Source organism: Paenibacillus sp. MB22_1 (genome assembly GCF_047200555.1).
Lineage (GTDB): Bacteria > Bacillota > Bacilli > Paenibacillales > Paenibacillaceae > Fontibacillus > Fontibacillus phoenicis.
This window is the reverse complement of sequence record NZ_JBLADV010000002.1, coordinates 705,182-717,814: the sequence shown is the minus strand read 5'-3', so window position 1 is coordinate 717,814 and position 12,633 is coordinate 705,182. Positions and strand designations below refer to the sequence as shown.

The 12,633-nt window shown below is 53.1% G+C and carries 9 protein-coding genes; 8 read left to right on the top strand and 1 reads right to left on the bottom strand.

Annotated elements, in window-relative coordinates:
- Positions 1 to 49: 49 nt before the first annotated feature.
- From ACL02P_RS15090 to ACL02P_RS15080, 3 genes are read left to right on the top strand one after another with little or no spacing between them, the layout of a single operon-like run.
- Entirely contained in the window at positions 50 to 1,312 is a 1,263-nt protein-coding gene (locus ACL02P_RS15090) for an acetylornithine transaminase (RefSeq protein WP_412837591.1), read from the top strand.
- Between the two features lie 3 nt (positions 1,313 to 1,315).
- Positions 1,316 to 2,278 carry an ornithine carbamoyltransferase gene (argF, locus tag ACL02P_RS15085; RefSeq protein WP_412837590.1) on the top strand — a complete coding sequence of 321 codons (963 nt, stop codon included), beginning with the start codon at positions 1,316 to 1,318 and terminating at the stop codon, positions 2,276 to 2,278.
- A gap of 26 nt (positions 2,279 to 2,304) precedes the next feature.
- Complete coding sequence (locus tag ACL02P_RS15080; protein ID WP_009225376.1) at positions 2,305 to 3,543, top strand: argininosuccinate synthase; 1,239 nt, start codon at positions 2,305 to 2,307, stop codon at positions 3,541 to 3,543.
- Positions 3,544 to 3,818: 275 nt separating this feature from the next.
- Here the strand turns inward: ACL02P_RS15080 and ACL02P_RS15075 are convergent, their stop codons facing one another.
- Positions 3,819 to 4,940 (bottom strand): IS4 family transposase, encoded by a 1,122-nt coding sequence (locus ACL02P_RS15075; RefSeq protein ID WP_412836828.1) that lies wholly within the window; start codon positions 4,938 to 4,940, stop codon positions 3,819 to 3,821.
- Between the two features lie 401 nt (positions 4,941 to 5,341).
- Between ACL02P_RS15075 and argH the strand changes: the two genes are divergently transcribed.
- From argH to ACL02P_RS15050, 5 genes are all read left to right on the top strand, one after another.
- Positions 5,342 to 6,757 (top strand): argininosuccinate lyase, encoded by a 1,416-nt coding sequence (gene argH, locus ACL02P_RS15070; protein WP_412837589.1) that lies wholly within the window; start codon positions 5,342 to 5,344, stop codon positions 6,755 to 6,757.
- Positions 6,758 to 7,355: 598 nt separating this feature from the next.
- On the top strand, positions 7,356 to 8,648 hold the full coding sequence (gene ltrA / locus ACL02P_RS15065) for a group II intron reverse transcriptase/maturase (protein WP_009226730.1): 1,293 nt from the start codon (positions 7,356 to 7,358) through the stop codon (positions 8,646 to 8,648).
- A gap of 369 nt (positions 8,649 to 9,017) precedes the next feature.
- Entirely contained in the window at positions 9,018 to 11,015 is a 1,998-nt protein-coding gene (locus ACL02P_RS15060; protein WP_412837588.1) for a methyl-accepting chemotaxis protein, read from the top strand.
- Positions 11,016 to 11,257: 242 nt separating this feature from the next.
- Positions 11,258 to 11,902 carry a YhbD family protein gene (locus tag ACL02P_RS15055; RefSeq protein ID WP_412837587.1) on the top strand — a complete coding sequence of 215 codons (645 nt, stop codon included), beginning with the start codon at positions 11,258 to 11,260 and terminating at the stop codon, positions 11,900 to 11,902.
- Entirely contained in the window at positions 11,902 to 12,624 is a 723-nt protein-coding gene (locus ACL02P_RS15050; protein ID WP_260071097.1) for a bactofilin, read from the top strand. The genes ACL02P_RS15055 and ACL02P_RS15050 overlap by 1 nt, the downstream gene beginning before the upstream one ends.
- Positions 12,625 to 12,633: the final 9 nt, after the last annotated feature.

The following is a 12,633-nucleotide window of genomic DNA, read 5'->3' as shown; positions in this document are numbered from 1 at the left end:
ATGTCGGAAGGTTATATTAGTAATTAAGTAGATGGGAGTGGAAAAAACGATGGCGCAAAGTGATCTGAAAGAAGCAACAACGGCTCCGGGCACCGGAGCAAACGCCGTAGCAGCTGCGGCGGAAGGGAGCAGCCCCAGCGCGTTGTTCCCAAGTTATGCCCGGTACCCGATTCATTTGGTTAAAGGGAAAGGCAGCTGGCTGTGGGACGACAAAGGCAACCGCTACCTTGATTTCATGAGCGGTCTTGCGGTCGCCAACCTGGGGCATGCCCCGGAGAAGGTGGCGGCCAAGGTGAAGGCTCAGCTGGATGAGCTCTGGCATGTGAGCAACCTGTTCCATATTCCGCAGCAGGAAGCTGCAGCGCGGAAGCTGACGGAGATTAGCTGCGCGGACGTCGTTTTCTTCTGCAACAGCGGCGCCGAAGCAAACGAAGCGGCGATCAAGCTGGCGCGGCGCTACCATCAAAAGGTGAAAGGAACGAACCGCTTCGAGATGATTACGTTCAACCAATCCTTCCATGGGCGGACGTTGGCTACGCTGACCGCGACCGGCCAGCAGAAGGTCAAGGACGGTTTTCTACCGCTTCCTGAAGGCTTCAAGTCCGTACCTCTGCATGACCTGCCAGCACTGAAAGCAGCGATCGGCCCGCAAACGGCGGCAGTGATGCTGGAAATGGTGCAAGCCGAAGGCGGTGTGTACCCGGTGGAGCCGGCGTTCGTGCAAGAGCTGTCTGAGCTGTGCAAGGCAGAGGGGCTGCTGCTCATCATCGACGAGGTCCAAACCGGCATGGGCCGTACGGGCAAATGGTTTGCGCATCAGCATTACGGCATCGAGCCGGATATTTTTACATTGGCGAAAGGGATTGCCAGCGGCTTGCCAGCCGGAGCAATGCTGGCTAAAGAGTATTTACGCGAAGCGTTTCCTCCGGGCAGCCATGCGTCTACATTTGGCGGCAATCCGATCGTGACGACAGCGATCATTGCCACACTGGAGACGATGCAGGAGGAGCGCATTCCGGAGCATGTGGCAGAGATGGGTGAATATTTGACGGGGCTCCTGAAGGAGACGTTTAAAGATGAGCCGTTTGTCCAAGAAGTGCGCGGCAAAGGCTTGCTAATCGGAATCCAATGCGCCGGACCGGTAGGCGACATCGTACTGCTGGGACAACAACATGGACTGCTGTTCGTCACCGCTGGCCCGGAGGTCATTCGTTTACTGCCGAACCTCAAGGTGTCGAAGGAAGAGATTGATCAGGCCGTAGCGATTTTGGCAGACGTCATCGCCGCTTATACTTCCAAGGAGGGGAACTAATCAATGACTTTGCTGGAACCATCCAAACGCAGCAGTATGAATTTGAACGGCCGCGATTTTATCGAGCTGACGGATTATTCGACTGACGAGATCCACTATTTGATCGATTTGGCGATTGAGCTCAAGCGCAAGCAGAAGAACGGCGAGGTGTACCAGCCGCTGCTGGGGAAAACCGTCGGATTGATTTTTGAAAAATCGTCAACGCGGACGCGGGTGTCCTTTGAAGTGGGGACGTATCAGTTGGGAGGTCATGCGCTGTTTCTCAGCAAAAACGACATCCAACTTGGACGCGGCGAAACGATCGCCGATACGGCGGGGGTCATGTCGCGCTACCTGGACGGGATCATGATTCGGACCTTCGGTCATGATAAGGTAGCTGATCTGGCCCGCTATGCTACCGTGCCGGTCATTAATGGACTTAGCGACTTGGCCCATCCGTGCCAGGTGCTGGCCGACTATCAGACGCTTTACGAGCATAAGGGCAAGCTGCAAGGCCTTAAACTGGCCTACGTGGGCGATGGCAACAACATGGCGCACTCGCTGATGATCGGCGGGGCGAAGCTGGGCGTTCACGTGTCCGTGGCCAGCCCGGAAGGGTATGAACCGGACCCGCAAATCGTTGCGGATGCGCAAGAAATCGCCAAAGCGACGGGCGCGGTTATTGAAGTGGTGCGCGATCCGAAGGCGGCGGTACAAGAAGCGGACGCTATTTACACCGACGTGTGGGCAAGCATGGGCTTTGAAGAAGAGCAGAAGATCCGCGAAGAGGCCTTCCGCAATTACCAGGTCGACGAGCAGCTGGCGCGGTATGCGAAGCCGGATTACGTCTTTATGCATTGCCTGCCGGCTCACCGGGGCGAGGAAGTCAGCGAAGGCGTGATCGACGGGCCGCATTCGATTATTTTTGATCAGGCAGAGAACCGGTTGCATGCGCAGAAAGCGCTGATGGCCGCATTGATAGGATAAATTTTTCTTCGGGAGGACTAGGAATCATGGCAAAGGAAAAAATCGTACTGGCATACTCCGGGGGCCTGGATACGTCGGTCATTCTCAAGTGGTTAAAAGAAACGTACGATGCCGAAATTATCGCGTTTACGGCTGATATCGGCCAGAAGGAAGAATTGGACGGGCTGGAAGCGAAGGCTTTGGCTACAGGCGCTTCGAAAGTATACATCGACGATCTGCGCGACGAGTTCGCCAAAGACTTCATCTATCCGATGTTCCAGGCGGGCGCCTTGTATGAAGGGCAATACCTGCTGGGCACCAGCATCGCCCGTCCGCTGATTGCTAAACGCATGGTGGAAATCGCCCGCGCGGAAGGCGCGACGGCGATCGCTCACGGCGCTACCGGCAAAGGCAACGACCAAGTGCGCTTCGAGCTGGCGGCCGCGGCGTTGGCTCCGGAAATTCGCGTGATCGCCCCTTGGCGGTTGAGCGAGTTCCGCGATCGCTTCCCGGGACGCGCCGAAATGATCGCGTATGCGGAAGCAAACGGCATTCCAGTAACGGCCTCGGCAGCCAAGCCGTATTCGATGGACCGCAACCTGCTGCACATCAGCTATGAAAGCGGCGTGTTGGAGGATCCGTGGTTCGACGCATCTGCACCGGAAAACAAAGACATGTACCTGCTTAGCGTTTCGCCGGAAGATGCCCCGGATCAACCGGAGTATCTGGAGCTGGAGTTCGAGCAAGGCAACTGCGTGGCGCTGAACGGCGAACGGTTAAGTCCGCTCGGGGTGATGGAGAAGCTGAATGAGCTGGGCGGCAAACATGGCATCGGCCGCGTCGACATGGTCGAGAACCGCTTTGTCGGCATGAAGAGCCGCGGGGTATACGAGACGCCGGGCGGAACCATCCTGTTCACGGCTCATCGCAAAATGGAGTCGCTGACGATGGACCGCGAGGTCATGAACCTGCGCGACAGCCTGATCACCCGTTACAGCACGCTCGTTTACAACGGCTTCTGGTTTGCGCCGGAACGGTTGGCGCTGCAAGCGCTGGTGACCGAGAGCCAGAAGAATGTGACGGGGACGGTGCGCGTGAAGCTGTACAAAGGTAACATCATCGCTGCCGGCGTGAAAAGTCCGGTCAGCTTGTACAACCCAGACATCGCCACGATGGAGGCCGATCCTACGCAAGCGTACGACCAAGGCGACGCTACCGGCTTCATCCATCTGAACGCGCTGCGGCTGAAAGTCGGCGCGGGTGTGGCGCAAAACAGCGGCAAGTAAAGGGTGTGCCCAAAATCTATTCGAAAAATCGAATACAATTCGCCGATTTTCAGCGATTAGACCCCAATGTGTATGAAATTTCGTATATAATTGAGCATTTTGCCACTAGCGTTGCATTAAGACTTCTTTCTGCTTTGATTCAGACAAATACAGAACAACGATATAGTATATATAAACCATATTAGTATATATTTTACAGACACACTTTGCTTAAATTTGAAAAAGTTTAGAGGGGATTAAACCCGCACGTTACCCATTTTTTAAAATTTAAGTATTTAGTTCAATACTTCTACAATGATTCGTGGCTTCATCGATTTGTTCGCCTGCTTGGGGGGCCGACCGTTTCGCTTCGTTCGTCCTTTTGAACTCCGTGTGGGCTTTTTGAATAAGGCTTCATGCAGCCTAGTCCATGACCGATCGGCATAGAGTCGAATCAATCGAAGTAACTGCCAAACGGTTTGCTTGCACTCTAGCTTCAGGCGTAGCAACAGGCACAGAGCATAGGATATCAACGCGATATACATCTGGTTCCAGATGGCTTCTGCGGTGTACCCATGAGGCTTCACTAAACGGAGGTGTTGCTTAATCCATTTAAAGAATAGCTCGATTTGCCAACGATGCCGATATACATCTGCAATTTGGTGCACGGATAAATCCATGCGACTTGTCACAAGGCGATATAAACGACCTTGCTGATCCTGAAACTCAATGAGTCGCAACTTCATTTGCTGCCCTGGCAGAGTTACATCCGCATCCCGAATGAAATCTCCCCGCTTGGGAAGAGCCCGTTCCTTGAGGATCGTCAATCGGGTATTATCCTTAACCCGAGCCACAAACTTCATCCCTTGGTCCACCCAGGCTTGAAAATGCTTGTGCACCTGATAGCCCCGGTCCATCACATAGGTCACTTCTTTATCGACCGTAAAGTTTGGGGCAACTTCGTGGTCTGCGACATCTTTGGTTGAGGCGATGATTTTATCTGGAACCATCGTCTTCGCGTCGACGACTAGAAGTGAAGTGTGCATTTTCACGCCGTGATTGGATGCAGAGCAGTAAGCCCATTTGGAAAGAATCGCTGGCAAGGTGATTTGAGTAGAATCCATGATCGCGAGCTTTCCGATCTTAGTCGTGATTCCTGGCTTATTCTCCGTTAGTTGTTGGATTTGTCTCGTTACTTGCATGAAAAGCAGGTGAAGGTTCTCTAGGGGAAGCTTCTTCATTTTCCGCGAGAGTTGGGATGGGCTTATGCTTTCAAGTCCACCAAGTATCGCTTGAAAGTCTTCATTGGCTTCAAGATGCTCGGACATTTCAGCATAAGACTCTCGTTGCTGTAACTGGGCTTCAATGAACAGCAGTAGGGAAGAACCGACAAAAAGCTTGCGAGCACGATAATCCAAAACGCTATCTCGGGAAGAATTAATATTTAACATTTGTAGACATTGACATATGACACTTAAATTTGTACTGTTATCCATAGAAATCTCCTTTTGTTGAGAGGTTGATGGATAACCTTTGGATCAACTCAACATTAGGGGATTTCTTTATTTTTGTACATGAAAACCAGCCTATAATTTGCAAATTTAGTAAATTGTTGATTTGAAATATCGTTTGAAAAGTTAATGCAACGCGAGTGGCATTTTGCGGGGATGAGGCGGGAATGTGTATGATTTTTCGAATAGAATCTGCAATTTCGATGGTTCGCGAGGAAATGTAGTCGAAATTTCGAATACATTTCCTTCTGTTTCTGTTCTGATTGATTGGAATAACAATCAAGTTTCAAAGTTAAGGAGTGGGTCAGGTGAGCAAGCTGTGGGGTGGCCGCTTTACGAAGCAGACCAACCGTTTAGTTGAGGAGTATACCGCTTCCATCGGGTTTGACAAGGCGTTGGCGGAGGAGGATGTGCAAGGGAGTCTCGCGCATGTGACCATGCTGGGCAAATGCGGGATCTTGCCGGAAGAGGATGTCGAGAAGATCAAGGAAGGTCTGCATCAGGTCCTGCTGAAGATCCGCCGCGGCGAGATGGAATACTCCGTGTCGGACGAAGACATCCATATGAACATTGAGAAGCAACTGATCGACGAGGTGGGGCCGGTTGGCGGGAAGCTGCACACCGGGCGCAGCCGGAACGACCAGGTAGCGACGGACATGCACCTTTACCTGCGCAAGCGGGTGGTCGAATTCGTGGGCCTGTTGCAGGAACTGCAGGAGGCGCTGCTGGGACAAGCCAAAGCGAACCTCGACACGATTGTGCCGGGCTACACCCATCTGCAGCGGGCGCAGCCGATCCTGTTCGCCCATCATTTGCTGGCGTACGTGTCGATGTTCCAACGCGATATCGAGCGCCTGCAGGACAGCTACAAGCGGATCAATGTGCTGCCGCTGGGCGCGGGGGCACTGGCCGGCACGACGTTCCCGATCGACCGCCATTTTGTAGCCGAGCAGCTGCATTTTGACGGGGTGTATGAAAACAGTCTGGATGCCGTGAGCGACCGTGACTTTATCGTCGAGTTTCTCGCCAACGCCTCCATTCTGATGATGCACCTCTCACGTCTCAGCGAGGAGCTGGTCCTGTGGAGCAGCACCGAATTCCGCTTCATCGAGCTGGATGACGCGTTCTGCACCGGCAGCAGCATTATGCCGCAGAAGAAAAATCCGGACGTGCCGGAGCTGGTTCGCGGCAAAACGGGCCGGGTCTACGGCAACCTGATGGGCCTGTTAACCGTGCTGAAGTCGCTGCCGCTGGCGTACAACAAGGACATGCAGGAAGACAAGGAAGGCATGTTCGACACCGTCGCCACATTGCAAGGAGCGCTGCAGCTGTTCGCGCCGATGATCGCCACGATGAAGGTGAACAAGGAGCGGATGCGCGAAGCGGTCAACCAGGACTTCTCCAACGCCACCGACATTGCCGACTTCCTGGCAAGCAAGGGTCTGCCGTTCCGTCAGGCGCACGAAGTTATCGGCAAAACCGTCCTATACTGCATCCAAAATGGCAAATACCTGCTGGATCTGACGTTAGACGAGTTCAAGCAGTTTTCGCAATTGTTTGACGAAACCATTTATGACGTGCTGCAGCCGGAGACTGTCGTGAATGCCCGCAACGTGTATGGCGGGACAGCGACCGCTCAAGTGACGGCCGCCATTGAACGTGCAGAGAGCAAGCTGGAAGCGGGCCGCCAATGGACGCAAGAGTATCTGGAAAAAAGTAAATAAGTGAATCGCCGCTTCGCAGGCAGAACTTTAGAAACAGCCTTCGTCGAATAGACGAACGGCTGTTTTTTTAGTACGGCGTGCCCAGCTAAGCACGCATCTTCTAGCCGGTGAAAGTCCGGTCGCGGGAAGGGCCAAGCCCCCGCGTAGCTAGGATACCTACGTATGGCGAAATCTGTACGTAGAAGCGTATCGACGAAAGTACCTGTCAGAGGCAGGGCGAGCAACATACCAGGCCGTAACATGAAAGTGAATCCTGCCGCGTCGTCAAAAAGGCCTCGCAAGAGGGAAAAGAGGAAGCCGAGTCCCGCGTACATGGACGAAGGCCATGGAAGCTGCCTAGAACTTGGAGCGGCAGTGAAGAATCCTCCGGCGTAGAGGGAACGGCATGGTATGAAAGAGGATGCAGTGAACTGGGGAGGCCCTCCCCTGCACGGTTGCAGAAACCGTAAAGAGGCCTTCTATAAGCCCCAGAGGTGAAGTGAACGGTCTGCAGGAAGGGAGTCCGAGGGGCTCATAGTACCGTGGAACGCAGGACAACACAACCTGCGGGAGGGAAGGAGCCCTGCTTTGTTCAAGTTTCTTGAGGAGGTACGAGTCAGTGAATGCCAAACGGCTAACAACACCAGAGGAAAACGTTCAAGAACTCCAAGGGAAACTCGGTCATGCGGCCAAGGAGAACAAGAAGCGAAGATTTCACGCGCTGTACGACAAGGTCTATCGGGTAGACATCTTATGGGAAGCGTGGCGAAGGGTACGAGCCAACGAGGGCTCGGCAGGAGTGGATGGAGAGACGTTGGCAGACATCGAGAAACAGGGAGAAATGCGTTTTGTGCTTGAATGTCAACGGCTACTGAAAGAAGGGAAGTACCATCCACAACCCGTTAGACGCCACTACATCCCGAAGAAAGATGGCAAACTGCGACCGCTGGGGATCCCGACGGTGAGAGACCGCGTCATCCAGATGGCGACCAAACTCGTCATGGAACCCATTTTCGAGGCGGATTTTCAGGACACGTCTTTCGGTTTTCGGCCTAAGCGGAGCGCGAAACAGGCGTTGGAGCGAATCCGGAAAGCATGCAACCGCAAAGGAAATTGGGTGGTCGACGTCGACATCCAAGGCTACTTCGACAACATCAATCAGGAGAAACTGATGAAGCTGATCGAAATGCGGATCAGTGACAGGCGAATCTTGAAGTTGGTGAGGAAGTGGTTAGGTGCGGGAGTGATGGAAGAAGGAAACATCCGACGCTCAGACTTGGGTACACCGCAAGGGGGAGTGATCTCACCACTGCTGGCGAACATCTACCTGAATTACTTTGATCTTCTGTGGGAACGACATGGCGGTAAGCTTGGGGAACTGACGCGTTATGCAGATGATCTGGTGATCATCTGCAAGACGAAGAAGGACGCACAGCGGGCCTATGAACTCATACGAGCGATTATGGAACGCCTGGAATTAACCCTGCACCCCACGAAAACGCGCATCGTTGGACTTTGGACTGGGGAAGAAGGCTTCGATTTTCTGGGCATGCATCATCGAAAGACGAAGGCCGAAACATCCAAAGGCCAAGTGTACTACACAACCCAGCAGTGGTTGTGCCGGAAGGCGGAAGAGCGAATACGGGAAGGGGTAAAAGAGCGATTAGCTCCGCCAGGTATGCGACGCCTGAGTTTCGAAGAGCACGTGGAGTACCTGAATCCAAAGATTCAAGGCTGGCGCAATTACTACTACACAGCTTACAGCCAGAGGAAGATGGCGAAGTTGGATTGGTATATCCGGCAGCGGTTTGCGAAGTGGTATGCTAAGAAACACAAACGCAGACGATGGTTGAGTTCGCTGCGCGAAGTGAAGTCTTTGTCTATTCAATATGGACTTAAAACGCTCTTGTAATCTGCATGCTCATGATGACGAACATCGGAAAGCCGTATGAGGGAAAACCTCACGTACGGTTTGATGAGGAGGGGCTGGGCCCCGCCCAGCCTTTCACTCTAGCCCAGCAGGGGCCGCCTGAGCCCGGTGATGCTTTGCACTTTTGAATTTTATGGAAATGTCAAGAAATTTTCAGAAAACTATAAAAGAATGGTCGGTTTTTGTCGAAATAAAGAAATAAAAGTAACAACTTTCCTTGCCAAGTCTTTTATTTTGGTGTATTGACTCAGGCTGATGCAGCACTGGCGCGGCTATGTAGTTGATCAACCCTTGGCAGACAACAAGAATCACTAGATGCCTATAACAAAATAAGAGGAGAAGAAAAAAGCAATGAAAAAAAGATGGATGCAGATTCGACAATTGTTGGAGGTCCGTACATTACGCAATCGGATGCTCATCATTTTTGCCGTACTGCTGGCGGTCCCTAATCTGGTGATCTCTTACTTCAGCTATACCCGCGCCAGCGAACAGTTACATGAACAAATGGATGGCAACACCCGATCAAGCGTAAATCTGTTGAATGATACGATTAACCATATCGTGGAGGCAGAAGTTCGCAACGTGGAGCAGCTGGTGCAGCAAATCGATTCAGCCCAGGTGGATGCCAAATCTCCGGAGCTGCGACAACTTATTGATCTGTACGTAGAAAAACATCCGGAGCTGGAGAATCTGGTGGTGGGCAATCAGAACGGAGCGTGGATGAAAGCTCCCGATCCTGGCAAACAGGATTACGATCCGCGCGAACGGGTTTGGTACATCGCCTCGATGCAACGCCCGGAGGAAACGGTCATCATTGATCCGTTCATCTCGGCGACGACCGGCAATTTTAATCTATATATCAGCCGTGCGTTAAAAGACCATCAGGGAGCGATCACGGTTTCCCTGGACCTGACAAAACTGAACCTGGACGTCAGCAACATTCGCTTGGGGGATCACGGCTATATTTATATCCTGGACCGGACGAACAAGTTCGTCTCACATCCGACCCATGCGATTGGTGAGGAAGCTTCAGGTGAACATCTGGCGAAAATCCAAGAGGCGGAGTCGGGCTACTTGAGATACAACGATCCTGAAACCGGGAAGGAAGAGAGTGCGTTTTTTACGACCAACCCACTCACCGGGTTCAAAATCGTTGGGGTTCTGGATGTGCAGGAGTTCCGCGACGCCTCGAAGCCAGTCATGTGGACTTCCCTCATTGTCCTGGCTGTCTCAATGATCGTTGCGGGCATCCTGCTCATCCTCGTGATTTTGAGCATCACGCGCCCGATCGAGCGGCTTAACCGTTCGGCCAAACGGGTGAGTGAAGGTTACCTGAACGAGGATGTAGTTACGAAGCGCAAGGATGAGATCGGTGAGCTGACGGCGAACTATAACGGCATGCTGGCTTCCCTGCGGGAAATGGTGCGGGAGATGTCCGAAACGGCCAGTCAGCTGGCGGCTTCCAGCGAAGAATTAAATGCGGGAACCGAGCAGAACTCCAAGGCGGTTGAACATGTTGCCCAGCTGGTGACGGATGCCTCGGATCATGCGGAGAACCAAGCCGCTGCTTCGTTAGAAAGCGCCCAGACGATGGACGAGATGTCCCAGGGCATTCGGAAAATCGCAGACGCCTCCGGCCTGATTGTGGAGTCTTCATTGCAAACGGTAGAGGATGTCCGGGAGGGCAGCGGGAAGGTGAACCTCGTCGGATTGCAAATGGAAGAGATTCGCCGGTCGACGCTGGAATCGGCGGAGATCCTGCATCAGATGAATGAGCTCAGCGGACAGGTTGCCGGAATGAGCAGCGCGATTACCGAGATTGCCAACCAAACCAATCTGCTGGCGCTAAATGCAGCGATCGAAGCGGCGCGTGCCGGCGAGGAAGGACGCGGCTTCGCCGTGGTAGCGGGCGAAGTGCGTAAATTGGCGGAGCAGTCCGGAGCGACGGCGGAATTGATTCAACGGACCATCGGGCAGATGACCGAACTTACGAGCAAAGCCTATGAAGTGATGAATCATAAGGTGAATACGAATGTCGAGCGAGGAAGAGCGGTGACAGAGGAAGCGCAAACGGCTTTCCAAGCGATCGAGCGGTCGACGCAGCGGATTTCGGAGCAAATTCACGAAGTGTCGGCCATTACGCAACAAATGTCAGCGAGTGCTGATCAAATCGCTCACGCGGTCGAACAAATCGCGGCGACCTCGGCCAGCAGCATGGAGGGCCTGCAAGAGGTGACGGCCGCAACCCAGGAACAGCTGGCGTCGATGGAGGAGATCTCCTCCGCCTCGGAAGGCTTGGCCCGGATGGCCGCAGATATGCACGCGCAGATCGACCGGTTTAAGCTATAAGAGATCAAGAGACAATCTATGCCTTCATTCCCCAAGTCACGGTTCGTGGCGAGGGGCTTTTTTTTTCGGTTGAGATTTCCACCCCAGGCCGGGCGCATAAATCCGCCCCGAGACGGATGGAGAAGATTTCAGGGTCGATTAAGATGAATAGCAGCAACGACTTGGATCGATCTCCATTCACGCCTGCTTTACAACGTAACAATGTTATGTTACGATGTTTGTGCAATGAAAGGAGCATGACAATGAATGAGGATTTGATTTCCAAGAAGGAATTGCTGGATCTGACGGGCATTTCATATGGACAGTTGTATCGCTGGAAGCGCAAGAACCTGATCCCGGAGCAGTGGTTTATCCGCAAATCGTCTTTTACCGGGCAGGAAACGTATTTTCCAAGGGAAAAAATCCTGCAGCGCATTGACCGCATTCTGGGCATGAAGGATGATTTATCGCTGGATGCGCTGGCAGACGTCTTCTCGGGGAGTCCGAAGGATATCCGTTTAAGCGCAGGCGAACTTTTGGAACGAAACATTGTTACATCAACATCATTGAACTTATATATGGAGACCACAGAGAAGAAAGAGGCGCAGCCGAACTTTGGCTTCGATCAGATGTTGATCATCTACGTGCTCGACAAGCTGCTGCAAAGCGGGGATATTTCCCTGGAGGAAGGGCGTTTATTAGTTCAGGCGCTCGAGGATCATTTACCGGGCTTGGCCGGGCAGGAATGCGGCGTGCATCTCATCCGTAAAATGGGGGTAGCCGCTTTTATCCTGGTGCCGGGGGATGGAGACATCTATGTAGACCGCAGTGTCCGGACGATCGTTCGGTTATCGCTGGCGCGCTGTACAGAGGAATTAAAACTTTTAGTGAGCGGGAGTGAAGGATAATGGCAGAACGAAGCGTTAAGGATTTGAAAATTAACGGCGTAGGTCAGGCATCCGGCGGCGCGTACCGTGAAATCCAAGCCGAGGGCATTGCTAGGCTGAACGGAGACATTACGTGCGAGGCGCTTACTGCCAATGGAACGCTGAAAATCAAAGGAACGATCCATGCGGACGAATTCAGCCTCAACGGCACCGGTTCCTCGGATGGGTTGCTGGAGGGCGGCAAATTCGAGTTGGATGGGATGTTTAAAGTCGGCAACGATGTACGATGCAACTCGCTGCATGTCCGGGGGATGCTCCAAGCCAGGGGCTCTGTGATCGGAGAAACGGCCAAGGTGGACGGTGCATTAAAGCTGGAAGGCAATGCCGAATTTGAAACCGCGGAGGTATACGGCCAAATTCAGGTTGGCGGGATGCTGAATGCGGGTACGCTGAAGCTTGACTTGGAAGGCCCTTGCCATGCCAAGGAAATCGGCGGGGAACAGATCGTAGTCCGCCAACGCAAAGGCAAACGACTGCTGGACTATATCTCCCCGCTGTGGGCTTCCCGGTTAACGGCCGATGTGATCGAGGGCGATGACATACGGGTAGAGGGGACGAAAGCCGAAGTGGTACGCGGCAACTCGGTAGTGATTGGACCGGACTGCGAGATTGGCCGCGTGGAGTATAAGGAACACTATGAGGTTTCGCCGCAGGCTTCGGTCGGGCACGCGGAACAGAAATAAAACGAAGAA

Coding starts and splice junctions, on each gene's coding strand:
- ACL02P_RS15050 (WP_260071097.1), top strand. CDS start 11,902: ATGGCAGAACGAAGCGTTAAGGATTTGAAAATTAACGGCGTAGGTCAG.
- ACL02P_RS15055 (WP_412837587.1), top strand. CDS start 11,258: ATGAATGAGGATTTGATTTCCAAGAAGGAATTGCTGGATCTGACGGGC.
- ACL02P_RS15060 (WP_412837588.1), top strand. CDS start 9,018: ATGAAAAAAAGATGGATGCAGATTCGACAATTGTTGGAGGTCCGTACA.
- argF (WP_412837590.1), top strand. CDS start 1,316: ATGACTTTGCTGGAACCATCCAAACGCAGCAGTATGAATTTGAACGGC.
- ACL02P_RS15090 (WP_412837591.1), top strand. CDS start 50: ATGGCGCAAAGTGATCTGAAAGAAGCAACAACGGCTCCGGGCACCGGA.
- ACL02P_RS15080 (WP_009225376.1), top strand. CDS start 2,305: ATGGCAAAGGAAAAAATCGTACTGGCATACTCCGGGGGCCTGGATACG.